This window comes from Massilia eurypsychrophila, assembly GCF_002760655.1.
Lineage (GTDB): Bacteria > Pseudomonadota > Gammaproteobacteria > Burkholderiales > Burkholderiaceae_D > JAFCUW01.
The window spans coordinates 49,259-73,019 of sequence record NZ_PDOC01000008.1 but is presented as its reverse complement, the minus strand read 5'-3'; the positions used below and the strand labels follow the sequence as shown (position 1 = coordinate 73,019).

At 67.3% G+C, this 23,761-nt stretch carries 15 protein-coding genes; 9 read left to right on the top strand and 6 right to left on the bottom strand.

Annotated features, from left to right (window positions below; translation table 11 throughout):
- Positions 1-43: 43 nt before the first annotated feature.
- From CR105_RS14415 to CR105_RS14375, 9 genes are all read left to right on the top strand, one after another.
- Positions 44-1,513 carry a sodium:solute symporter gene (locus tag CR105_RS14415; protein ID WP_099789187.1) on the top strand — a complete coding sequence of 490 codons (1,470 nt, stop codon included), beginning with the start codon at positions 44-46 and terminating at the stop codon, positions 1,511-1,513.
- A gap of 74 nt (positions 1,514-1,587) precedes the next feature.
- A complete protein-coding gene (gene sppA / locus CR105_RS14410) occupies positions 1,588-3,444 on the top strand; it encodes a signal peptide peptidase SppA (protein ID WP_099789185.1) in 1,857 nt (618 codons plus the stop codon).
- Positions 3,445-3,694: 250 nt separating this feature from the next.
- Complete coding sequence (locus CR105_RS14405) at positions 3,695-5,095, top strand: efflux RND transporter periplasmic adaptor subunit (protein ID WP_099789183.1); 1,401 nt, start codon at positions 3,695-3,697, stop codon at positions 5,093-5,095.
- Positions 5,096-5,153: 58 nt separating this feature from the next.
- On the top strand, positions 5,154-8,261 hold the full coding sequence (locus tag CR105_RS14400) for an efflux RND transporter permease subunit (protein WP_099789181.1): 3,108 nt from the start codon (positions 5,154-5,156) through the stop codon (positions 8,259-8,261).
- Complete coding sequence (locus CR105_RS14395; RefSeq protein ID WP_099789179.1) at positions 8,258-11,473, top strand: efflux RND transporter permease subunit; 3,216 nt, start codon at positions 8,258-8,260, stop codon at positions 11,471-11,473. Before CR105_RS14400 ends, CR105_RS14395 begins: the two co-directional genes overlap by 4 nt.
- Before the next feature lie 13 nt (positions 11,474-11,486).
- Positions 11,487-12,914 (top strand): efflux transporter outer membrane subunit, encoded by a 1,428-nt coding sequence (locus tag CR105_RS14390; protein ID WP_370660685.1) that lies wholly within the window; start codon positions 11,487-11,489, stop codon positions 12,912-12,914.
- Between the two features lie 215 nt (positions 12,915-13,129).
- Positions 13,130-14,017: a hypothetical protein gene (locus CR105_RS14385; protein WP_099789177.1), complete on the top strand. Its 888-nt coding sequence runs from the start codon at positions 13,130-13,132 to the stop codon at positions 14,015-14,017.
- Between the two features lie 103 nt (positions 14,018-14,120).
- On the top strand, positions 14,121-15,194 hold the full coding sequence (locus tag CR105_RS14380) for a WD40/YVTN/BNR-like repeat-containing protein (protein ID WP_099789175.1): 1,074 nt from the start codon (positions 14,121-14,123) through the stop codon (positions 15,192-15,194).
- A gap of 246 nt (positions 15,195-15,440) precedes the next feature.
- Positions 15,441-16,517 (top strand): serine hydrolase domain-containing protein, encoded by a 1,077-nt coding sequence (locus CR105_RS14375; protein ID WP_099789173.1) that lies wholly within the window; start codon positions 15,441-15,443, stop codon positions 16,515-16,517.
- A gap of 26 nt (positions 16,518-16,543) precedes the next feature.
- On the opposite strand, the gene CR105_RS14370 is transcribed toward CR105_RS14375, so the two are convergent.
- From CR105_RS14370 to CR105_RS14345, 6 genes are read right to left on the bottom strand one after another with little or no spacing between them, the layout of a single operon-like run.
- Positions 16,544-17,905, bottom strand: coding sequence for a sensor histidine kinase (locus CR105_RS14370; RefSeq protein ID WP_099789171.1), 1,362 nt, complete (start codon positions 17,903-17,905; stop codon positions 16,544-16,546).
- Positions 17,902-19,299, bottom strand: coding sequence for a sigma-54-dependent transcriptional regulator (locus CR105_RS14365; protein WP_099789169.1), 1,398 nt, complete (start codon positions 19,297-19,299; stop codon positions 17,902-17,904). Before CR105_RS14365 ends, CR105_RS14370 begins: the two co-directional genes overlap by 4 nt.
- 21 nt (positions 19,300-19,320) lie before the next feature.
- Positions 19,321-20,472, bottom strand: coding sequence for an ABC transporter permease (locus tag CR105_RS14360; protein WP_229413946.1), 1,152 nt, complete (start codon positions 20,470-20,472; stop codon positions 19,321-19,323).
- A gap of 50 nt (positions 20,473-20,522) precedes the next feature.
- Entirely contained in the window at positions 20,523-21,755 is a 1,233-nt protein-coding gene (locus tag CR105_RS14355; protein ID WP_099789165.1) for an ABC transporter permease, read from the bottom strand.
- A 10-nt stretch (positions 21,756-21,765) separates the two neighbouring features.
- Entirely contained in the window at positions 21,766-22,428 is a 663-nt protein-coding gene (locus tag CR105_RS14350) for an ABC transporter ATP-binding protein (protein ID WP_099789464.1), read from the bottom strand.
- Positions 22,429-22,442: 14 nt separating this feature from the next.
- Positions 22,443-23,690: an efflux RND transporter periplasmic adaptor subunit gene (locus CR105_RS14345; protein ID WP_099789163.1), complete on the bottom strand. Its 1,248-nt coding sequence runs from the start codon at positions 23,688-23,690 to the stop codon at positions 22,443-22,445.
- Positions 23,691-23,761: the final 71 nt, after the last annotated feature.

The window sequence follows — 23,761 nt, the reverse complement described above, 5'->3', positions numbered from 1 at the left end:
CGGTGTATGCTGCCGACCTGAACCGTCACTCCCCCGGACCCCCATGTCGCCAGCCTTGCTCTTCGCCATCCTGATCGCCTATTTCCTGCTGCTGCTCGGCGTCGCCTGGGCCACCTCGCGCAACGCCACCAACGACAGCTTCTTCATCGGCAACAAGAGCAGCAACTGGATGCTGGTCGCCTTCGGCATGGTCGGCACCACCTTGTCCGGCGCCACCTTCATCAGCGTGCCGGGCGCGGTCGGCCACGACGGCTTCGGCTACGCCCAGATCCTGATCGGCTACGTGTTCGGCTACATCGCCGTCGCCTACATCCTGCTGCCGCTGTACTACCGCCTGAAACTGACATCGATCTACCACTACCTCGACGTGCGCCTCGGCCGCCGCGCCTACCAGAGCGGCGCCGGTTTCTTCATCCTGTCGCGCCTGCTCGGGGCCACCGCGCGGCTGTACCTGGTGGTCAACATCTTGCAAGTCATCATTCTCGACAGCCTCGGCATCCCGTTCTGGCTGACCACCCTGGTGATTCTCGGCATGATCCTGGTCTACACCTACCAGGGCGGCGTCAAGACCATCGTCTGGACCGACACCTTGCAAACGACCTGCATGCTGATCGGCCTGGTCGCCTGCGTCGTATTTTTGCTCAACCGGCTCGACCTGTCAGTGGCCGAGAGCCTGGCGCAGATGGACGCGCGCGGCCTGTCGACCGTCTTCACCACCGCCGTCGACAGCCCCAACTTCTACCTCAAGCAGATCATCGCCGGCGCCTTCATCGTGCTGACCATGACCGGCATGGACCAGGAAATGATGCAGAAGACGATCTCCGTCAAGACGCTGGCCGACTCCCAGAAGAACCTGCTGAGCCTGACCGTGATCCTGGTCATCGTGCTGTCGCTGTTCCTGTTCCTCGGCGGGTTGCTGCACCTGTATGCGCCGATCGCCGGCGTCACCGCCACCGGCGACAAGCTGTTTCCGGCCATCGTCACCGGCCATCTGCCGCCGTCGGTGCAGATCATCTTCCTGATCGCGCTGGTGTCGGCGCTGTTCCCCAGCGCCGACGGCGCCATCACCGCGCTGACGTCGACCTTCTGCATCGACATCCTCGGCATCCAGCGCCGCGCCGACCTGTCCGAAGCGCAGCAGGTCAAGCTGCGCCAGCGCGTCCACCTCGGTTTTGCCGCGCTGTTCCTGGCGCTGGTGCTGGTATTTAAGATGATCGACAACGCCAGCATGATCGGCGTCATCCTGAAGATCGCCGCCTACACGTATGGTCCCTTGCTGGGCCTGTTCGCCTTCGGCATCCTGACCAGCCGCGCCCTGACCGACCGCCTGGTGCCGGTGGTAACCATCGGCGCGCCGCTGATCTGCGCCGTGCTTGAGCTAAATCAGGCGCACCTGTTGGGAAGTTATCGCCTGGGCCTTGAATTGCTGATGGTCAATGGCATATTGGTGTTTGCCGGATTATGGGCAATTTCCCAGCCGCAAAAACTCGACGTAGTCGCCGCCACCGCATGACAATCCGACCAGCGTTTGCCGTTTTCGCTTACAGTGTGCGCTAGGTCCCAACAACTTTTTCCGCCGGAGTGCCGATGTCCTTCAAACCCCTGTCCTCGCTGCGCCGCGGTTTTGGCGCGTTCTGGCGCGCGCTCGACGCCACCCGCCGCACCCTGTTCAACCTGCTGTTTTTGGCCTTCATCATTGTCATCCTGTGGGGCATGTTCGGCGGCGGCGTCAAGCCGCTCGGGCCGAAGACGGCGCTGGTGGTCGACCTGAAGGGCATGCTCGTCGAGCAAAGCGCCGGCGGCCTGCGCGATTCGGTGATGGCCAGCGTGCGCGGCGACGTCAAGCGCACCGTCCAGTTGCGCGACGTGCTGACGGTGCTCGACGCCGCCGCCAAGGACGCCAGCATCGGCAGCGTGGTGCTGCTGCTCGAAGAGATGGACGGCGCCGGCATGGCCATGCTCAACGATGTCGGCCACGCGGTCGATCGCGTCAAGGCGGCCGGCAAGCCCGTCATCGCGTGGGGCGGCGGCTACGACCAGCGCCAGTACCTGCTCGCCTCGCACGCCAGCGAGGTCTACCTGCACCCGATGGGCATGGTCGAGCTCAAGGGCTTTGGCCGCTACCGCAATTACTACCGCGACGCGCTCGACAAGATCGGCGTGACGGTCAACCTGATGAAGGTCGGCACCTACAAGAGCTTTGCCGAGCCGTACATCGGCAACGGCCCGTCCGACGCCGCGCGCGAAGCCGAGGCGACGCTGTATGGCGCGCTGTGGGGCGCCTACACGGCCGACGTCGAGAAGAACCGCAAGCTGGCCGCCGGCGCCGTCACCGCCGCCATCGACGACTTGCCGCGCCTGATGGAAGCGGCCGGCGGCGACACCGCCAAGCTGGCGCTGGGCGCCAAGTGGGTCGACGGCCTGAAAACGCGCGACGAACTGCGCGCCATGATGATCAAGCGCGGTGCCCCTGACCTCGAGGGCAAGTCGTTCCGCCAGGTCAGCTTCGACGACTACCTGGCGCGCAACCGGCCGAAGGCCTTCGGCGACGCCGTCGCCGTGGTGGTGGCGTCGGGCGACATCACCGACGGCATCGCGGCGCCGGGCGCCATCGGCGGTCTGTCGACGTCGAACCTGATCCGCCGCGCGCGCGAGGACGACGCCGTCAAGGCGGTGGTGCTGCGCGTCGATTCGCCAGGCGGCAGCGCGTTCGGCTCGGAGCTGATCCGGCGCGAACTGGAACTGACGCGCGCCGCCGGCAAGCCGGTGGTCGTCTCGATGGGCAACGTCGCCGCTTCCGGCGGCTACTGGATTGCGCTGGCGGCCGACGAGGTGATCGCCGATCCGTCCACCATCACCGGCTCGATCGGCGTGTTCGCCATTTTGCCGACCGCCGAAAAAGTCGTCGACAAGCTGGGCATCCACACCGCCGGCACCACCACCACGTGGCTGGCCGACGCCTACAATCCGCTGCGCCCGCTCGATCCACGCTTCGGCCAGCTGGTCCAGAGCAGCATCAACCATATCTACAGCGAGTTCACCACCAAGGCGGCGGCTGCGCGCAAGACCACGCCGGCCGCCATCGACGCCGTCGGCCAGGGCCGCGTGTGGACCGGCGCCCAGGCCAAGGCGCACGGCCTGGTCGACCGCCTCGGCAGCTACAACGACGCGCTGGCGTCGGCCGCGGCGCGCGCCAAGCTGCCGGCGGACTACCGGGTCACCTACATCGAGCGCGACACCTCGCGCATCGAGCGCTTCCTCGGCTTGATGGGCGTGTCGGCGGCGCAGGCGATGACGTTCCAGGTCAAGCTCGGGCTGATGCCATCGGGCCTGCCGGCGGCCGCCGTCACCGAAGTGACGCGCGAACTGAGCTGGCTGTCCGAGATGGCCGACGGCCGCAAGCCGTTCAGCGCCGTTACGCACTGCATGTGCACGATGCCGTAAATGTGCCGTCACCCGGCAGGTGCTGCCAACAGAGTTGTAGCAGGTTTGTAACGTCATGTAGCGTTCAGCCCTGGCCGGCGAAAGCGGCGCCCTCCCTAGTAGGCGCCGCTTTTTTTCGTCTTTTGTATTATTTCCCTCTGCCCATTGGTGTCACCTTTGTCGCCGCATATGCACGGTTCGAAACATACTGCCCGGACTCCCCATGCTACAGTTTGACAGCAAATTGTTATGTTTTTGACCAAGGAAACTCATGGACCGGCCCCCGCTCATCACCGAAAAGACCCTCCCGCCGCCGCGTAGCTGGCGCAACAAGATCGTCGGTGGCGTCATCGCGGTGCTCGCCATGGCCGGCCTGGGCTACCTGGCCTGGCACCTGACCCATCCGGATGCACCGGCCGGCGCGGCGCAGGGACAGCGCGCCGGCGGCGGTCCTGGCGGTGGCGGCGGCGGCGGGCGCGGCGCGCCGGCCACCACGGTGGGCGTGGCAACGGCCGAAAAGGCCGACATCCCGGTGGTACTCGACGCGCTCGGCACCGTCACTGCGGCGGCCACCGCCACCGTCCGGCCGCAGGTATCGGGGGTGCTGCAAAAGATCCTGTTCAGCGAGGGCCAGCTGGTCAAGGCCGGCCAGGTGCTCGCCATCATCGACCCGCGCGCGTTCGAGATGGCGCTGCTGCAGGCGTCGGGCAACCGCCAGCGCAACGAGGCGCAGCTCGACAGCGCGAAGGTCACGCTGGCGCGCTTTCGCACCTTGCTGACCCAGGATTCGATCGCCCGCCAGGAAGTTGACACCCAGGCCGCATTGGTCAAGCAGTTAGAGGGCACCGTGATGACCGACCGCGCCGCCGAGGGCGTGGCCAAGCTCAATCTGAGCTACACCCAGGTCAAGGCGCCGATCGGCGGGCGGGTCGGCCTGCGCGTCGTCGACATGGGCAACCTGGTTGGCAGCGGCGACGCCAACGGCATCGCCGTCATCACCCAGCTCTCGCCAATCGACGTCGAATTCGCCGTGCCGCAGGACCAGGTGCCTGACCTGCAGGGGCGCGTGAACGAAGGGGCCGCGCTGCCGGCGGTGGCGTTCGACCGCACCCGCACCGCCAGCCTGGCCACCGGCAAGTTCGCCGCCCTCGACAACCAGGTCGACGTGCAGACCGGCACGGTGCGCGCCAAGGCGCGCTTCGCCAACGCCAACCAGGCGCTGTTCCCGAGCCAGTTCGTCAACCTGCGCCTCGAGATTCGCAATATCAAGGATGCGGTGATGGTGCCGGTGACGGCGCTGCGCCACGGCTCGACGGGCGAATTCGTCTACGTCCTCAACGCCGCCGACCGGACCGTGGCGCTGCGGCCGGTCACGCGCGGCCAGGCCACCGTCGACAAGGTGCAGGTCGTCACCGGTTTGCAGGTCGGCGAGCAGGTCATCACCGAGGGCGCGGACCGCCTGAAGGATGGCGCCAAGGTCACGCTGCCGGGCGACAAGCCTGCAGTCGGCGCGGCAGGGCGCCGCGCTGGCCGCGCCGGTGCGCCTGCAGCCGGTGCAGCGCAGAGCGAAGGCGCAGCGCCGGTTGCACCGGCTGCCGGTGCGCCGGCCGATGCCACGGCGCCGCCGGCCGGCGAGCGCCGTCGCCGCCAGCCGGAAGGAGCGGCGCAATGACAATCGCTGCCGGCAAAACCGACGGCGCGAGCGCTGGCGGCACAGGCGAGGTGATGTCATGAATCCGTCGGGCCCGTTCATCCAGCGGCCGGTCGCCACCGCGCTGCTGATGGTGGCGATCGTGCTGGCCGGCCTGGTCGGCTTCAAGTTCCTGCCGCTGTCGGCGCTGCCGCAAGTCGATTTCCCCACCATCCAGGTGCAGACGCTGTACCCGGGCGCCAGCCCGGAAGTGATGGCGCGCACCGTCACCGCGCCGCTCGAGCGCCAGTTCGGCCAGATGTCCGGCCTGACGCGCATGAGTTCGACCAGCGCCGCCGGCGTCTCGGTGGTGACCTTGCAGTTCGGCCTCGGCCAGACGCTCGACGTCGCCGAGCAGGAAGTGCAGGCGGCGATCAACGCCGGCGGCTCGCTGCTGCCGACCGACCTGCCGGCGCCGCCCGTCTACGCCAAGGTCAACCCGGCCGACGCGCCCGTGCTGACGCTGGCGATCACCTCCGACAGCTTGCCGCTGACCGAGGTGCAGAACCTGGTCAACACGCGCCTGGCGTTAAAAATCAGCCAGGTCAGCGGCGTCGGCCTGGTCACCTTGTCGGGCGGCCAGCGCCCGGCGGTGCGGATCCAGGCCGACACCGAGGCGCTCGCGTCCTACGGCCTTGGCCTCGACACGCTCAGGAGCGCCATCACCGCCGCCAACGCCAACAGCGCCAAGGGCAGCTTCGACGGCCCGACCCGCTCCTACACCATCAACGCCAACGACCAGCTGCTGGCAGTGAAGGACTACCAGAACCTGATCGTCGCCTACAAGAACGGCGCGCCGGTGCGCCTGTCGAACGTCGCGCAGGTGGTCGACAGCGCCGAAAACGTCCGGCTCGGCGCCTGGTCGGGCCTGAAACCGGCGATCATCCTGAACGTGCAGCGCCAGCCCGGCGCCAACGTCATCGCCACCGTTGACGCCATCAAGCAGCGCCTGCCCGAGCTGCAATCGGGCATGCCGGCCGCGATCAAGCTCGACGTGCTGACCGACCGCACCACCGGCATCCGCGCCTCCGTCACCCACGTCGAATTCGAACTGCTGCTCGCCGTGCTGCTGGTGGTGCTGGTGATCTTCGCTTTCCTGCACAGCGTGCGCGCCACCGTCATCGCCAGTCTGGCCGTGCCGATTTCGCTGATCGGCACCTTCGGCGCGATGTACCTGCTCGGCTACAGCCTGAACAACCTGTCACTGATGGCGCTGACGATCGCCACCGGCTTCGTCGTCGACGACGCCATCGTCATGATCGAGAACATCGCCCGCTACATCGAAGAGGGCGAGGAGCCGATGGCCGCCGCCATCAAGGGCGCCGCGCAGATCGGCTTTACCATCATCTCGCTGACCGTCTCCCTGATCGCCGTGCTGATCCCGCTGCTGTTCATGGGCGACGTCGTCGGCCGCCTGTTCCGCGAATTCGCCGTCACCCTGTCGATCACGATCCTGATCTCCGGCGTGGTGTCGCTGACCCTGGTGCCGATGATGTCGGCGCGCTGGCTGCGCAGCCGGGCCGAGGAAAAGCCCAACCGGTTCGCGCAGAAGTCGCAGGCATACCTGGACCGCGTGATCGACCGCTATGACGGCGCCCTGACCTGGGTGCTGGCGCGCCAGGGGCTGACGCTGATTGTCGCGCTGGCGACGCTGGTGCTGACGGTGCTGCTGTACATGTGGATCCCGAAAGGGCTGTTCCCGACCCAGGACACCGGCCAGCTGCAGGCGCGCGTCGAAGCGCGCCAGGCCATCTCGTACGACGCGATGGCGCAGCTGCAGCAGGCCGCCGCCAAGGTGGTGCTCGATGACCCGGCGGTGCTGTCGCTGTCGTCGAACGTCGGCGTCGACGGCGCCAACAACGCCATGCTCAACACCGGGCGCATGCTTATCAACCTGAAACCGGACCGCGACGACGACCAGGAAACCATCATGGGCCGCCTGCGCGAGAATGTCGCGCGCATCGCCGGCGTGACGATCTACCTGCAGCCGACCCAGGACCTGACGATCGACGCCGAGACAGGTCCCACCCAGTACCGCGTCTCGATCGAGGGCGCCGACAACGCCACCGTGACCGAGTGGGCCGGCAAGCTGGTGGCGCGCCTGCAGACCGACGCCAAGGTGCGCAACGTCGTCACCGATGCCGGCGCCACCGGCGTGGCCGCGTTTGTCAGCATCGACCGCGACAGCGCCTCGCGCCTGTCGATCACGGCCGCCTCGATCGACGACGCGCTCTACAGCGCCTTCGGCCAGCGCATCGTCTCGACCATCTTCACCGAAACGAACCAGTACCGCGTCATCCTCGAGGCCAACCGCGACGCGGCGATGTCGATCGAGGCGCTCAGGCGCCTGCCGCTGCGCACCGGCTCGGGCAAGTCGACCCCGCTGGGGGCGGTGGCCACCATCACCGAGCAGCCGGCGCCGCTGCAGATCACCCACGTGGCGCAGTACCCGGCCACCACCATCGGCTTCGACACCGCCGCCGGCGTCTCGCTTGGCACCGCGGTCGATTCGATCCGCGCCGCCGCCGCCGAGATCAAGCTGCCGGCCGCCGTCAGCATGACCTTCCTCGGCGCCGCCGGCGCCTACCAGGCGTCGCTGTCGAACCAGCTGTGGCTGATCCTGGCGGCGGTGATCTGCGTCTACATCGTGCTCGGCGTGCTCTACGAGAGCTACGTCCACCCGCTGACGATCCTGTCGACCTTGCCGTCGGCCGGCGTCGGCGCGCTGCTGGCGCTGATGATCAGCGGCCAGGACCTCGGCGTGATCGGCATCATCGGCATCATCCTCCTGATCGGCATCGTCAAGAAGAACGCCATCATGATGATCGACTTTGCCATCGAGGCCGAGCGCGACGGCAAGAGCCCGCGCGAGGCGATCCACCAGGCCGCGCTGCTGCGCTTCCGGCCGATCCTGATGACGACGCTGGCGGCGCTGTTCGCCGCGGTGCCGCTGATGCTCGGCTGGGGCGAGGGCGCCGAACTGCGCCGCCCGCTGGGCCTGTCCATCTTCGGCGGCCTGATCGTCAGCCAGCTGCTCACCTTGTTCACCACGCCGGTGATCTACCTCGGCTTCGACCGCCTGGCTCAGCGCTTCCGGCCGAAAGAGGCCAGGGCGCCGGCGCCGGCCCCTGAAGAGGCGCGCGCATGAACCTGTCGGAGCCCTTCGTCCGGCGCCCGATCGCCACCGTGCTGCTAACCCTGGGCATCGCGCTGGCCGGCATCGGCGCCTTCTTCGTGCTGCCGGTGTCGCCGCTGCCGCAGGTCGATTTTCCGACCATCTCGGTGTCGGCGCAGCTGCCCGGCGCCAGTCCGGACACCATGGCCAGCAGCGTCGCCACCCCGCTCGAGCGGCGCCTCGGCGTCATCGCCGGCGTCAACGAGATGACCTCCAACAGCGGCAACGGCTCGACCCGCGTCAGCCTGCAGTTCGATTTGAACCGCAAGATCGATTCGGCCGCGCGCGAAGTGCAGGCGGCTATCAACGCCTCGCGCGCCGACCTGCCGTCGACCTTGCGCAGCAACCCGACCTACCGCAAGGCCAACCCGTCGGATGCACCGGTGATCATCCTGGCATTGACGTCGAAAACGCGCTCGCCCGGCCAGGTCTACGAGTCGGTGTCGAACGTGGTGCAGCAAAAGCTGGCGCAAGTAAAAGGCGTCGGCGATGTCGAGATCGGCGGCGGCTCGCTGCCGGCCGTGCGGGTCGACCTGCTGCCGTACGCGCTGAACAAATACGGCGTCTCGACCGAGGACGTGCGCGCCGCCATTCAGGCGGCCAACGCCAGCCGCCCGAAAGGGGCGATCGAAGGCAACGGCATGCGCTTGCAGATCTATTCGCAGGCCGCCACCGCCTCCGGCGGTCGCAGCGCCGGCGACTACCGCACCCTGGTGGTGGCCTGGCGCGACGGCGCCGCCATCCGCTTGCAGGACGTCGCCGAAGTGAGCGACGGCGTCGAGAACGTCAACACGCTGGGCCTGTTCAACGGCGAACCGGCAGTCGTCGTGCTGGTCACCCGCCAGCCGGGCGCCAACGTCATCGAGACGGTCGACGGCGTGCGCGCGCTGCTGCCGACCTTGCAGGCGCAGCTGCCGCAGGACGTGAAACTCGAAGTCGCCTCCGATAGCACCAACTCGATCCGCGCCTCACTGCACGAGATCGAAGTGACGCTGCTCATTTCGATCGTGCTGGTGGTGCTCGTCGTCAGCGTCTTCTTGCGCAGCGTGCGCGCCACCATCATCCCGGCGGTGGCCACCGTGGTGTCCCTGCTGGGCACCTTCGGCGTCATGTACCTGCTCGGCTTTTCACTCAACAACCTGTCCTTGATGGCGCTCACGGTGGCCGCCGGCTTCGTCGTCGACGACGCCATCGTGGTGCTGGAAAATACCAGCCGCCACATCGAGCAGGGCATGGACCGCATGCAGGCGGCGCTGCTGGGCGCGCGCGAAGTCGGCTTCACCGTGCTGTCGATCAGCGTGTCACTGGTGGCGGTGTTCATCCCGCTGCTGTTCATGGGCGGCCAGGTCGGTCGGCTGTTTCGCGAGTTTGCCGTCACGCTGTCGGCGGCGGTGATGATTTCGCTGGTCATTTCGCTGACCACCACGCCGATGATGTGCGCCTGGCTGCTCAAGCCGGGCGGGCTCGAACGCAGCCCTGGCAAGCTGGCGCAGTGGGCCGAGAAAGGCTTCGACAAGGTGCACAAGATGTACGAGCACTCGCTCGACTGGGCGCTCGGCAGCAAGCTGCTGGTGATGCTGATTCTGTTGTTCACGGTGGGCCTGAACGTCTACCTGTTCTCGGCCGCGCCGAAGGGCTTCTTCCCGCGGCAGGACACTGGCCAGATCAACGGCGGCATCCGCGCCGACCAGTCGATCTCGTTCCAGGCGATGCAGGGCAAGCTGCGCCAGCTGGTCAACATCATCCGGCGCGACCCGGCGGTGGCCACCGTGGTCGGCTTTACCGGCGGCGGGCGCGCCGGCGGCGGCTTCATGTTCATTAATCTGAAACCGGTGTCGGAACGGGCCGAAGGCGACGGCGGCCAGGCCGTCATCGCCCGCCTGCGCCCGCAGCTGGCGCGGGTGACCGGCGTGTCGCTGTTTCTGAACCCGGTGCAGGACTTGCGGATCGGCGGGCGCTCGTCGAACTCGACCTACCAGTACACGCTCAAGAGCGACAGCAGCGATGACCTCAAGCTGTGGGCCGGCAAGCTGGCCGACGCCATGAAGCGCCAGCCGGCCCTGGTCGACGTCGACACCGACCAGGCCGAAAACGGCGTCGAGATGTTCGTCAATGTCGACAAGGATTCGGCCGCGCGGCTCGGCATCAGCACGCGCGACGTCAACAACGCGCTGTATAACGGCTTCGGCCAGCGCCAGGTGGCCACCATCTACGATGAGCTCAATCAGTACAAGGTGATCATGGGCGTTGGCAAGCAGTACGCGCAGACGCCCGAAGCGCTGCGCGACGTGTACGTGCCGTCGAAGGCGACTGCCGCATCGACCGGGGCGCCGGCGCCGCCGGCCAATCTGACCGCCGCGCGCGATCCGGCCAGCGGCCAGGCGCTGTCTGGCGCGGCGACGCCGATGGTGCCGCTGTCGGCGATCGCCAGCTTCGCCGAGAGTTCGACGCCTACCTCCGTCAACCACCAGGACGGCGAACTGGCCACCACCGTGTCGTACAACCTGGCCGAAGGCAGCAACCTGGCCGACGGCCAGGCGGCGCTGCGCCAGGCAGAAGCGGACATCGGCATGCCGACCAACGTGCGCGGCAGCTTCCAGGGCGCGGCGCGCGCGGCGCAGGAGTCGAGCCAGCAGCAGCCCTTGCTGATCGCCGCCGCCATCGTCGTCATCTACCTCGTGCTCGGCATCCTGTACGAGAGCCTGGTGCACCCGATCACGGTGCTGTCGACCTTGCCGTCGGCCGGCGTCGGCGCGGTGTTGGCGCTGCTGCTGTTTAAGATGGAGTTTTCGATCATCGCGCTGATCGGTGTGTTCCTGTTGATCGGCATCGTCAAGAAGAATGCCATCCTGATCATCGACTTCGCGCTCGAGGCGGAGCGCTCGCGCGGCTTGACGCCGCTCGAGGCGGTGCGCGAAGCGTGCCTGCTGCGCTTCCGGCCGATCCTGATGACGACCCTGGCCGCCGCGCTCGGCGCCTTGCCGCTGGCGATCGGCTTTGGCGAAGGCTCCGAGCTGCGCCGCCCGCTCGGCATCGCCATCATAGGCGGCCTGATCGCCAGCCAGCTGCTGACCTTGCTGACCACCCCGGTGGTCTACATCCTGCTCGACAAACTGCGCCGGCGCAGCCCCGCGGAGCGCACCCTCGGGCGCCTGCCGGGCGACGCCGTTGCGCCATCCACTTGATGAGAACAACAATATGACCATGCCTATCGTTTATGCGCTCTTGCCGTCGCCGCGCCGAACCGCCGGCGCGGCCGCCTGCCTGCTCGCCATCGCCATGTTGGGCGGCTGCGCGGTCGGCCCGGCCTACCGGGTGCCGGACACGCCGCAGCCGGTGGCGTTCAAGGAAGCCGGCCCGTGGATGCTGGCGACACCAGCCGACACGCTCGAGCGCGGCCCGTGGTGGACCTTGTTCGGCGACCCGCTGCTGGGCGAATTGGCCAGCAGCGTCGAAGTATCGAACCAGAACGTCGCCGCCGCAGTCGCCTCGTACGCCCAGGCGCGCGCGCTGGTGCAGCAGCAGCGCTCCTCGCTGTTTCCCACCGTGTCGCTCAACGTCAGCGGCGACAAGTCGGGCGGGCGCGGCGCCGCCTTGTCCGGCCAGGATTACCGGCTCGGCATCGGTGGCAGCTGGGAGCCGGACATCTGGGGCCGCCTGCGCGCCGGCGTCAATGGCGCCAACGCCAACGCGCAGGCCAGCGCGGCGGACCTGGCGGCGGCGCGCCTGTCGGCGCAGGGCGAACTGGCGGCCAACTACTTCGCGCTGCGCCAGACCGACGCCCAGCGCGAGCTGCTGGCGCAGACCATCGACGGCTACAAGCGGGTGCTGCAGATTACGCAGAACCGCTTCAACGCCGGCATCGCCGCCAAGTCGGACGTGCTGCAGGCGCAGACCCAGCTTGCCAACGCGCAGAGCGACGACCTGTCGCTGGCGCGCCAGCGCGCGCAACTCGAACATGCCATCGCCATCTTGCTCGGCAAGGCGCCGGCCGACTTCACGCTCGCCGCCGCGCCATGGCAGGTCAACGTGCCCGATATTCCGGCCGGCGTGCCGTCGGCACTGCTGCAGCGCCGCCCCGACATCGCCGCCGCCGAGCGCCGCGTCGCCGCCGCCAACGAGGAGATCGGCATCGCCCGCGCCGCCTACTATCCGAACATCGGCCTGACCGGCTCCGGCGCCACCGGCGGCAGCCGCGTGGCCGACTTGTTCAGCGTGTCGAACCTGGTCTGGTCGTTCGGCTTGTCGGCCGCCCAGACCGTCTTCAACGCCGGCGCCACCCGCGCCGGCGTGGCAAGTGCCGAAGCGGGCCAGCAGCTGGCGACCGCGCGCTATCGCCAGACCGTGCTCGATGCCTTCGGCGACGTCGAAGACCAGCTGGCCGCCACCCGCGTGCTGGCCCAGCAGACCGTCTTGCGGCGCCAGGCGTCGGATGCGGCCAACCAGGTCGAAGAGCAGATCCTCAACCGCTACAAGGCCGGGCAGGTGAGCTACACCGAAGTCGTCCAGGCACAGGCGACGGCGCTGTCGGCACGGCGGGCGCTGGTGCAGGTGCAGGCCGATCGCCAGGCAACGGCGGTAGCGCTGATCCAGTCGCTCGGCGGCGGCTGGCAAACGACGCCCTGATCCGCCGATGATGCGCATCAGGCCGCTGCGCGCGAGAAAGGCCGGGATGGGCGAGGGAGGGTTACCCGACAGAGCCCATACGGCAAGCTGTCGAATTCGACGTGCGCATCTTGTCGAATTTTGTCGAATTCTGTCTGTTTCTGAACGCTGCCGTAAATGCACTGTCTAATTTTAGGATTCGACAGAATTAGACAAAACGCGCAGAGGAAAAGAGTATGGATGCCGTATGCCTTCTTTCGGTGACCCCGGACACCCTCACCGCCCTGCAAGACTATTTGCGAGACAGCGGCAGCGCGCTTTCAGTCTCCGACGCAGCGACAGTGGCTATCGGGGCCTGGCTGCAAGCTGAGAATGTCCGTGACATGATGGCTGCGGGCGCGTTGCTTCAGTCCCAGTCCCAATCCCAGTCGACAGCGCGGACGAGGGCTACGTACCGAGAAGCGGTCAACGGGGATGCCCAATCGGTTGCGGCCGATGTACGCGCGGTAGACGAAGTAACTACCAGGACCGTCGCTAACGCCGACGCCGACGCCAACGCCAACGCCAACGCAAAAACCAAAGCAAGAACCAAAGCAAGAACGAGAGTACGCGCCGACGCGAACTGCGCTCCGGACGGGTATCAATGGAAGGAGTTGTTTCTGCCTGACGGTACCGAACTTCGCATGTACTCGCATGATGCGGTGCATCGCGCCCGTGTGACCGGTGCTGCGATTTTCTACCAGGGGCGGCAGGTATCGCCGCGCCAGTTCACGTTGGCCGTCGCGGGTGAGGGCCGCAACGCGTGGCGCGACCTGTCGCTGCGGCTGCCTGGTGAGAAGCAGTTCCTGCCGGCCGGCTTATTGCGGCGCAGGGCACAAGCCGACATCAGAGTGCGCGTCGAAGCGCAGCTTGCGGAAGGGGGAATGCGCGGCGCAGAGGCAAGCCGCCGCGGCTCGCCTGCGGAAACTATCGCTGCCGCGGCGGACGCGATGGCCGAGGCACTGCGCACGGCGCTCGCACTGGTCGAGCACAGCAACTCGCAGTCGATACCGAAATACGAGCGGCGCGTCGACCCGCATCGTCGCACCACCGACGTGCTTGTCAATCACATCAAGTTCGACTAAATTGGCTGGTCTCGCGCCCCAGAATATCCCACGCTATCCGGTAGCGCCGCGCCGGCCGCGCCGTGTATCATCTGACAATCCTGAACCTGTCGAAAAGTCTGCCATGCGCACCTCGCTTGCCCGCGTTTCCGTCGTCCTCGCCGTCATGCTCTCCCCATACGGTTTTGCCGCCGCCGCCGAAGCGCAAGCGTCGACTGCCTGGCGCGCCGAAGCGAGCGGCGCCACCGCCGAACTGCGTGGCCTGTCCGTTGTGAGCGACACCGTTGTGTGGGCCAGCGGCGCCAAGGGCACCGTATTGCGAACCATCGACGGCGCGCGTTGGCAGGTGCTGCAAGTGGCGGGCGCCGAGCAGCTCGACTTTCGCGATATCCACGCCATCGACGCCAGGTCGGCGCTGGTGATGAGCGCGGGCCCGGGCGCGCTGTCGCGCATTTACCGCACCGATGACGGCGGCGCGTCGTGGCGACTGCTGGCGACCAACCAGTTCGCCGAAGGCTTCTGGGATGCGATGGCCTTCTGGGATGCCGACAACGGCATCGTGTTCGGCGACCCGGTCAACGGCAAATTCCAGGTGTACGTCACCGCCGACGGCGGCGCCAGCTGCCGCCTGGGCGATGGCAAGGGACTCGAGGCGCTCGACAAGGAGGGCGCGTTTGCCGCCAGCGGCACGTGCCTGTCGGTGGCCGGATCGCGCGACGCCTGGATCGTCACCGGCGGGGCGCAGTCCTCGCGCGTGTTTCACTCGGCCGACCGCGGCGCCAGCTGGCGGGCAAGTACCTTGCCGATTCCGGCCGGCGCCGCCGCGCGCGGCGCCTTTTCGGTCGGCTTTGCCAACCCGCGGGTCGGCATGGCCGCCGGCGGCGACTACAAGGAGCCTGCGCTGGCCGCCGTCAATGGCGCGCGCACCGACGACGGCGGCGCCAGCTGGGCCGCGGCGACGATCCTGCCGGCCGGCTACATGTCGGTGGTGATGCCGGTGCCGGGCGCGCCGGCCAGTTTCGTCGCCGCCGGCCTGGCCGGCTCGGGCTACTCGCTCGATGGCGGCCGGACCTGGACGGTACTTGACCGCATCCCGATCAACACGGTCGGCTTCGCGTCGGCCAGCGCCGGCTGGGCGGTCGGCCCCAAGGGGCTGCTGATGAAGTACACCGGCGCGGCGCTGGTGCAGCGCAAATAGGCGACCACCGGGTTCGGCGGGGTGCCAAGTATCCACGTGCTGCACACTTCGAAGGCCGGCTGGTCGACCTGTTCCTCGAGCAGCTGCCGGCCGTACTCGAGATCCGCGATCGCTCGGCCGAAGCCTAGCCGTGCTTGTTGGTGGGAGCCCTCGATGCCGGCGGTGATTCCCGTTCGCGCAAATATGGTTGGCGCGCCTTAGAACTCCGGCTATGATCTGGCATCGCCAAAACCGAACAGGTCTTCCATGCGCCGCCTCGTCCTCCGTTTTTCGCTGTCGCTGCCACTGCTTGCGCTGTCGGCGCCCTTCGTTTTCGCCCAATCGGCCGCCACGTTGGACAACGCCGTCAAGGACGCCCTTGGCGCCGACTTTAACGGCGTGGTGCTGGTGCGCGCCCCCGGCGCGGCGCCGCAAATGCGCGCCTACGGGTTTGCCGATTTCGACAAAGCCACACCCAACCTCGCCGCCACCCGTTTCCAGATCGGTTCGATCACCAAGTGGCTCACTTCGGTGGCAGTACTGCGGCTGGTCGACCAGGCCAAGCTGTCCATCGATACGCCGGTCGGCGCCTACCTGCCGCAGATGCCGGCGCCGGCCGCCGGCACCGTTACCTTGCGCCACCTGTTGTCGAACACCAGCGGCATTCCCAACGGCGTTGTGCAGGAATTTCGCAAGGATCCCTCGATCGCCGTCTTGAAGCTGACGAAACTGGAGGCGACGCTGCGCTTTGCCAGCGGTGCGCCTGCGTTCGCGCCAGGCAGCCGGTTCGATTATTCGCCCACCAACTGGGTGGTTGTCGCCGCGGTGCTGGAAAGCGTCACCGGCAAACCGTTCGCCCTGGTGCTCGACGAACAGGTGCTGCGCCCGGCCGGGGTCAAGGCGACCGGCGTGCCGGATCGGCCGTTCGAGACCTTGCCCGGCGGCGCGCTCGCTTACGCCAGCGGCGCCGATCACAAGCCGAAGATGTCGCCAACGGTCGATTTCGTCGCCGCCAGCGGCACCGTGTTCAGCACCGCGGAAGACCTGGCCGCGCTGGCCCACGCAGTGTACGAGACGGCGCTGCTGTCGCCGCAATCGCGACTGCAGCTGTCGGGCATTCTGACGGACGAGAACTACGCCCTTGGCGGGCGGGTGCGCACGATGGAGTTCGCTGGTCGAAGCGTGCAGGTAGCATCGCAGGCGGGCGTGACCGGCGGCTTCAAGTCGCTGCTGCTGCACGTGCCTGGCGAAGACAAGACGGTGATCATTTTGAATAACACCGACATGCAGCAATCGGACCAGGCGCGCGCCGGCGAAGCGCTGCTGCGCACGCTGTACCGCTAACGGCGCCGGGGTGCGACCCGCCGGGGTCAGACCCTATCACGCGGCCGATGCTCACCGTGCGATGCAAACCTGATCGCAAAGCGCGTGGCGCCGTCGCCGGTGGCGGCCAGCGTATACGGAAAGCCATGCCGGTTCAGCACTTCGCGCACGAACACCAGGCCGATTCCCTGGCCGCCTTTCTTGGTGCTGAAAAAGGGCGTGAACAGCTGGCGCGCCGGCACTTTGCCGAGCTGGTTGCCCGAATCGACCACCGACAGCGTCGGCCCGCCGGCGCCGTCGACCAGGCCGAGGCGGATGTAGCCGCCTTGCTGGCCGCTCGCTTCGACCGCCTCCAGCGCGTTCTTGACGATGTTGATCAAGGCCTGCTCCATCAGCTGGCTGTCGATGCGCTGCGGCGCCACCTCGTCGCAGCGGCTCCAGCCGATCTCGATGCCGCGCCGCTTGCACTGCTCGCGGTTGAGCCAGATGATATCGTCCATCATCGCCTTGATGCTGGCCGGGCGCAGCTCCGGCTCCGGCATCTTGACCACGCGCGTGAAGCGCTCGATGAATTCGCCGAGGCTGGCGTTGCGCCGCTTGACCGCCTCGATCGCGGTGGCGAAATCGACGCCGTCGCGTTCGGCCAGCTGGTCGCGGTAGTACAGCAGCGAGTCGAGTACCGAGCCGGTGGCCGCCACCGTGTTGTTTACTTCATGCGCCAGCACGCGCACCAGCTTTTCGTAGGTGGCGCGCTCCGAGCTTTCCAGTTCGGCCGTCAGTTCCTCGACCATCAGGAAGTGGCGCGCGAAGCCACGGTCGAAGAACTGGCCGCGCTGGCCGCGGTAGCGGCGCCCATCGAGGTCGGTCAGCAGCCGGCTGTCGCCAAGCGGCAGCGCGCCCAGCTGCGCCAGCAGATCGCGCGCGCGCTCGCCGCCGCCGGCGTCGGCCAGCAGCTTGCCATGCGGGCGTTCCAGTTCCAGCAGCGCCATCGCACTGGCGTTGACCAGGCTGATGGCGCCGTCGAAGTCGAACACCAGCACCGCGCCCGGCGTCGCTTCGAGCAGGCGGTCGAGGAAGCCTTGCTGCTCGCCGATCTCGAGCCGCTCGCGGTACAGCATGCCGAGCATGGTGTTGAAGACCTTGACCAGTTCGTCGAGCTCGGGCACCGCCGTGCGCGTCAGCCGGCCGGCGTAGTTCTGGTCCTGCAGCAGGTCGTGGAAGCGCTGGGTGTAACCGAGCGGCTCGAGCGCGCGCCGTACCAGATAAAAACCAACGGCCAGGCTGGCCAGCAGCAGCAGTTCGGCGGCGACGAACAGCAGGGGGCGCTGCAGGAACAGCAGCGCCGCAATGGCGAAGAACAGCAGGTGCATGGCGACCAGGTAGGCGTGCAGCCGCAGGCGCAAGGTCATGCGCCGGCCTCCTGCTCGGCGCTGCCGAGGCCATGCCGCCCGAGCCGGCGGTACAGCGCGGTGCGCGACAGGCCCAGCGCCTTGGCCACCCGCGAGATGTTCCCCTGGTGCTGTGTCATCGCCGCTTCGATCATGTGGCGCTCGACCTGTTCGAGCGTCATGCCGTCGACACCGAGGCGGTTGCCGGCGCCGGCCTGGTCACGCTGGTCGGCACCGATAAAGTCGGCCTGGGTCAGCTGGCTCTTGCCGCCCAGGAGCAAGGTGCGCTCGAGCGTCTGGCGCAGCTGGCGGATATTGCCCGGCCACGGCTGCGCGCTGAGCCACTCCATCGCCTGCGGCGTGATTGACGCCGCGCCCAGGCCGTAGCCGTCGGCCACCGCACTGACGATGTGCGATGCCAGCAGCGCAATGTCGCTGCGGCGCTCGCGCAGCGGCGGCAGCCGGATCGTGATCAGGTTCAGGCGGTAGAACAGGTCTTCGCGAAAGTCGCCCGCGGCCACCAGTTCGGCCAGCTCCTGGTTGGTGGCCGAGACAATGCGCACGTCGGCCTGCTCGCTGCGGCTGGCCCCCACCGGCTGATAGCGCTGGTCCTGCAGCACGCGCAGCAGCTTGACCTGGTCGGCGCGATTCAGTTCTCCGATTTCGTCCATGAACAGCGTGCTGTCGTGGGCGCAGGCGATGTGGCCGCGGCGATCGAGCTTGGCGTCGGTGAAGGCGCCGCGCACGTGGCCGAACATCTCGGACTCGAACAGCGACGGCGTGATCGCGCCCATGTTGATCTTGACGGCGGCGCGCGCTGCGCGTGGGCTGTTGCGGTGGATGGCGTCGGCGACGAGCTCCTTGCCGGTGCCGCTTTCGCCGAGGATCAGCACCGGTGCGCGGGTGGCGGCGACCTGGCCGATGGTGGCGAGCACGCGCAGCAGCTTGGGGTGCTCGCCGATGATATTCGAGAAATCGTACTGGGCGTCGAGCGAGGCGCGCGTGACGCGGGTCGGCGAGGGCGCTTCGAGCTGCAAGGTGGCGCCGACCAGATGCGCCAGCTGCAGGTTGTCCCACGGCTTGGTGAAAAAATTGGCGGCGCCGGCCTGCACGCCGCGCACCGCCAGCGCGATCGAGCCCCACGCCGTCATCAACAGCACCGGCACGCCGGGATGGCGCTCCTTGATGGCGGCCAGCAGCGCCAGGCCTTCTTCGCCGCTGGTCTGCAGCGAAAAATTCATGTCCTGCAGGACCAGGTCGAACGGTTCGGCAGCGAGCAGCGCCAGCGCCTGGGCGGCGCCGTCGCAGCAGCGCGCGGCGTAGCCCGATTGCTTGAGCAGCAGGGCCAGCGACACCTGGACGGCGTGGTCGTCGTCGACCACCAGAATGCGCAAAGTACGGGGAATGTCGATCATCGTTGTGGCGTAGGTTCCAGGCTATTCGTAATGCAGCGCTTCGGTCGGGCTCAGACGGCTCGCGCGCCAACCCGGGTACAGCGAGCATAGCAAGGATATCAGATAGATCACCGCCATCGATAGTGCCGCCGCGGTCAGGAAGACCTGCCAGTTCAGGCTTGCGCCAAGCGCGCCGGTGATCGGCAGCTGCACCAGCAGCATCAGCGCGACGGCCATCGCCGCTGAACTTAGTAGCAGCTGCTCGCCGATGATCTGGCCGTAGATCTGCGCGCGGCTGGCGCCAATCGCGCGGCGCAAGCCGATTTCGGGGATGCGCTGGGTGGTGTTTTGCCACAGTACGCCGAACAGGCCAAAGCCGACCATCGCCAGCATGAAGGCGGCGATCACCGCCATGATGACGAGCGGCGTGAGGTCTTCGCGTAATCGGCTGGCGCGCAGCTCCGGAAGCGGCGCGACGGCGTAACTGAGGTCATTGCGCACCAGCTTGAGCTGGCGCACCAGCGCTTCCTCGAATGCGCGCTCGGTGCCGGGGCGTACCTTCAGCATGATCGTGTTGACGTCGGCGTCGCTGGCCGGCGGGGCGAAGCGCAGGAAGATGAAGTGCACCGGCGTCATCAGCTCGCCGTGGCTGCGGAACGCCTCGATCACGCCAGTGACCTTCAGCATGCGCGGCTTCTTGGCATCAGGCTCGCTGTCGGAAAACTCTCTGCCGACGGCCGACTGGCCCGGATAGAGCTTCTCGGCCAGGCTGCGGGTGATCACCACCGGCACCGTCGCGGCGCCGTCGTCGACGGCCGAATACCAGCGGCCCTCGAGCAGGCGCATGCCAGTTACTTGAAAATAGTCGTCGCTGGCGTCGAGCATGTCGGCCTCGATGCGCGCGCCGCCGCCGGGCGGGACGAAGTCGGTACGCATGGTCTGGCGCTGGTACGGCGAGAAGGTGGAATACGCCACGTTCTCGATCTGCGGCATGGCGGCCAGGCTGCGCTTGAAGCGGTCGAAGACGGCGCCATCGAGCTTGACTTCGCGCCCGGCGCCGCCGGTCAGGTTCACCGACCAGACGTCCTGGTAGGCGAAGCCGAGCGGCAGCCGGTACAACTGGTTGTAGCGCGCGCACGCGGCGGCGATGGCGAACACGATCAGGAACGCGAGCAGGATTTCAAGGCTCAGCATCAGGTTCCTGGATTTGCGTTTCCAGATCAGTTTCATCATGTGGCGGAACATCAGGCATTTCCCTTCAGGGCGTGGGCAGGATCGAGGCGCGACATCTTCCAGGCGGGGATCACGCCGGAGATCAGCCCAAACAGCAGCGACAGCAGCAACCCGTAGCCGAAGATCGCCAAATTCATGTCCACTTTCAGGTACGGCACCAGGCCGGATCCTTCCAGCCACCACAGCACCACGCGGGCGGCGAACAGGCCGATGGCGCCGCCGGCCACGCACAGCAGCATGTTCTCGACGATGAGCTGGCATACCAGCTGGGCGCTGGTGGCGCCGAAGGCCTTGCGCACGCCGATCTCGGAGCGCCGTTCCATGATGCGGCCGGTGTTCAGGTTGACCAGGTTCAGCGCCGGCAGCAGCATAAACAGCAGCATTGCCGCGGCGACGATCGCCATTACCTTGCCGGCGCCCGAATCGGCGCCGCGCGCGTTGGTCGCGGCGCGGGCGAACAGGTCGAGCTTGGAGTCGGCCCACAGCTGCACGCGGGTGATTTTCTTCGGGTCGTCGAACTGCACCGTGCGAGCGATCTGCTCGACCTCGTGGCGCAGCTGCGGCAGATCGGAAGCCTTCGGCGCCAGCAGCAGGGCGGAGAAATTGCCGGTGTACTGCGTCTTGTAGTCCGACGATGGCGACGCCGTCAGCGGCGCCCAGATGTCGGCAAAGGCGTTGACGTGCATCGCATCCTCGACGACGCCGACGATCTCGAACGACTGGCCGCCGACGCTAATTTGCTGGCCCAGCGCTGGCTTGTCCTGGAACAGCTGGCGCGCCGACGACGCGTTGATCACCGCCACCGCGCGGCCGTTGGCGACATCCTCGGCGCCGATCACGCGCCCGGCCAGCACGCGAAAGTCGAGGATCTTCCAGTACTCGGCGTCGGTGTGGCGCATCTGCAGCGCGTGCACCTGGCCGTCCTTGTACGCCGACACGCTGCGCGGCATGCTCACCGCCGAGACCAGTTCGGCCGACTTCATCGGCTTGAGGTATTTGTCGATCAGCTTGTAGCCGGGCTGGCTGTTGATGCGGGTGTGCGGCCCGCTGGCCTCGACCATCATCACCTGCAGGAAGCGGTCGCTCTTGCCTTCCACGCCGCGCGGGAAGAACATCGTCTCGAGCAGCGCGGTGACCACCATCAGCACCACCAGCGTGAGCACGATGCACAACAGATTAATGGCGGTGAAAAGCTTGCGGCGCATAAAGACGTTCCAGGCGGTCATCAGGTAATTTCTGAGCATGCGTTTTCTCCTAGGCGACCAGCTGGCCGTCGAACACGCGCACGATGCGCCCGGCCGCTTTGGCTTCGCGCTCGTCGTGGGTGACCATCACCACGGTGGTGCCTTCGCGGTTTAGCTGCAGCAGGATGTCCATCACCTCGGCGCCCATCTTGCTGTCGAGGTTACCGGTCGGTTCGTCCGCCAGCAGCACCTGCGGCTTGCCGACCATCGCGCGGGCGATCGCTACGCGCTGCTGCTGGCCGCCGGAGAGCTGGTTCGGATAGTGGTCCATGCGCGCGCCCAGGCCGACTTTTTCCAGCATCGCGCGCGCCGCCTGGCGCCGCTCGGCCGCGCCCATGCTGCGGTATAGCAGCGGCAGTTCGACGTTGTCGATCACGCGCAAGTCCGGGATCAGGTGAAAGCTCTGGAAGATGAAGCCGAAGGTGCTGTTGCGCAGCTGCGCGACATACTTGTCGCGGTAGGACTTGAGCGGGATGCCGTCGATGCTGACGGTGCCGGCGCCGGGCCGGTCGAGCAGGCCGATGAGGTTGAGCAGCGTGCTCTTGCCGCAGCCCGATGGGCCCATCATGGCGACGAATTCGCCCTTCTTGACGTGCAGATCGATGGCGTTCAGCGCCAGCGTTTCGACCTTGTCGGTCTGGTAGGTCTTGCTGACGTTCTCTAAGCGGATCATGGTGGCTTTCAAAGTTAGTTGGCAATGCGGATGCTGTCGGCATCCTTGAAGCGGCTGATGTCGGAAACGATGATGCGTTCGCCGGCGGTGGCGCCGGCGACGATTTCGACGGCGCGGCCGTCGCCGGCGCCGAAGTTGACGATGCGCTTGCGGGCGACGCCGTCGGTGACGACGAACGCCGGCTGCGGGCCGCGGCCGTTGAACGCGGCGCCGCTGTCGACGATCAGCGCGCCGGCTCTCTGTTCGGTGACGATGTTGACGTCGACCCGCATCTTGTTGCGCAGCTGCGGATCGTGCGGCTGGTCGAGCGCGACGAGCAGCTTGATGGCGCCGTTCTGGATCTCCGGCAGGATCGTCTGCACCTTGCCGGCGAGCTGTTTGCCGTTCTGCTCCACGCGCACCGCCTGGCCGGTTTCCAGCGCGCGCGCATGAAAGTCCGACAGCGTCGCTTCGACCCGGTAGTTATTCAGTTCCGACACCTTCGCCACCAGCTGGCCGGTGGCGACGCTGGCGCCTTCATCGGCCAGGATCGCTGTCAGCATGCCGGCGAACGGCGCGCGCACGCTGGCCTGGTCGAGCAATTGCTGCTGCTGCTGCAGCTGCTTGCGCAGGATCGCCTGCTGCAGGCGGGCGCCGTCGATGCTGCTGCCGGTGGCGCGCTTGACGTCTTCGATCAGCTCGCGCTGCTGGCGCAGCTGGATCTCGGTGCGCTTGACGTTCAGTTCGGCCGTCAGCATGTCCTCGCCCGATACCGCACCGCTTTTTCGCAGCCTCTGGAAGCGCTGCCACTTGGCCTGGGTGCTTTGCAGGTCGATCTCGAGCAGCTCGATGCTGCTGACGAGCTGCTTGCGCTTCTGCTCCATCTCCAGGGTCAGGCCGAGGATGCGGTTGTCCTGCTGCGCCAGCTGTTCCTTGACGGCGTCGAGCGCCAGCACGATGGTCTTGTCGTCGAGCTGCAGCAGCAATTCGCCGGCCTTGACCTGCTGGCCAAGCTTGGCGTGCACCTTGGCGACGTGGGTCTGGAACGCACTTGAGACGAGTTCCTCGTGTACCGGGATGACGACGCCGGACGCGTTGATGGTATTGGCGATGGCGCCGCGGCGCACTTCGGCGACGTGGATGTCGGCCGCGCCGATAGCCGGCCGCACGGCGCGGTTGATGGCCCAGGCGGTGGCGCACAGCGTTGCCAGCAGGGCGACGGCGGCGGCCAGCTTGAGGCGGCGGCGCCGGTCGATGGCTTGCTGGCTGACAGGTTGATCCATTTGGTGGCAATTAAAGTGATGAGTTGTGTGCTCTACAGCAAACACCGTGCCAGCCGGCGTCTGCACAGGGT

Coding starts and splice junctions, on each gene's coding strand:
- CR105_RS14380 (WP_099789175.1), top strand. CDS start 14,121: ATGCGCACCTCGCTTGCCCGCGTTTCCGTCGTCCTCGCCGTCATGCTC.
- CR105_RS14365 (WP_099789169.1), bottom strand. CDS start 19,299: ATGATCGACATTCCCCGTACTTTGCGCATTCTGGTGGTCGACGACGAC.
- CR105_RS14360 (WP_229413946.1), bottom strand. CDS start 20,472: ATGCTGAGCCTTGAAATCCTGCTCGCGTTCCTGATCGTGTTCGCCATC.
- CR105_RS14415 (WP_099789187.1), top strand. CDS start 44: ATGTCGCCAGCCTTGCTCTTCGCCATCCTGATCGCCTATTTCCTGCTG.
- CR105_RS14370 (WP_099789171.1), bottom strand. CDS start 17,905: ATGACCTTGCGCCTGCGGCTGCACGCCTACCTGGTCGCCATGCACCTG.
- CR105_RS14345 (WP_099789163.1), bottom strand. CDS start 23,690: ATGGATCAACCTGTCAGCCAGCAAGCCATCGACCGGCGCCGCCGCCTC.
- CR105_RS14355 (WP_099789165.1), bottom strand. CDS start 21,755: ATGCTCAGAAATTACCTGATGACCGCCTGGAACGTCTTTATGCGCCGC.
- sppA (WP_099789185.1), top strand. CDS start 1,588: ATGTCCTTCAAACCCCTGTCCTCGCTGCGCCGCGGTTTTGGCGCGTTC.
- CR105_RS14350 (WP_099789464.1), bottom strand. CDS start 22,428: ATGATCCGCTTAGAGAACGTCAGCAAGACCTACCAGACCGACAAGGTC.
- CR105_RS14405 (WP_099789183.1), top strand. CDS start 3,695: ATGGACCGGCCCCCGCTCATCACCGAAAAGACCCTCCCGCCGCCGCGT.
- CR105_RS14390 (WP_370660685.1), top strand. CDS start 11,487: ATGACCATGCCTATCGTTTATGCGCTCTTGCCGTCGCCGCGCCGAACC.
- CR105_RS14375 (WP_099789173.1), top strand. CDS start 15,441: ATGCGCCGCCTCGTCCTCCGTTTTTCGCTGTCGCTGCCACTGCTTGCG.
- CR105_RS14385 (WP_099789177.1), top strand. CDS start 13,130: ATGGATGCCGTATGCCTTCTTTCGGTGACCCCGGACACCCTCACCGCC.
- CR105_RS14400 (WP_099789181.1), top strand. CDS start 5,154: ATGAATCCGTCGGGCCCGTTCATCCAGCGGCCGGTCGCCACCGCGCTG.
- CR105_RS14395 (WP_099789179.1), top strand. CDS start 8,258: ATGAACCTGTCGGAGCCCTTCGTCCGGCGCCCGATCGCCACCGTGCTG.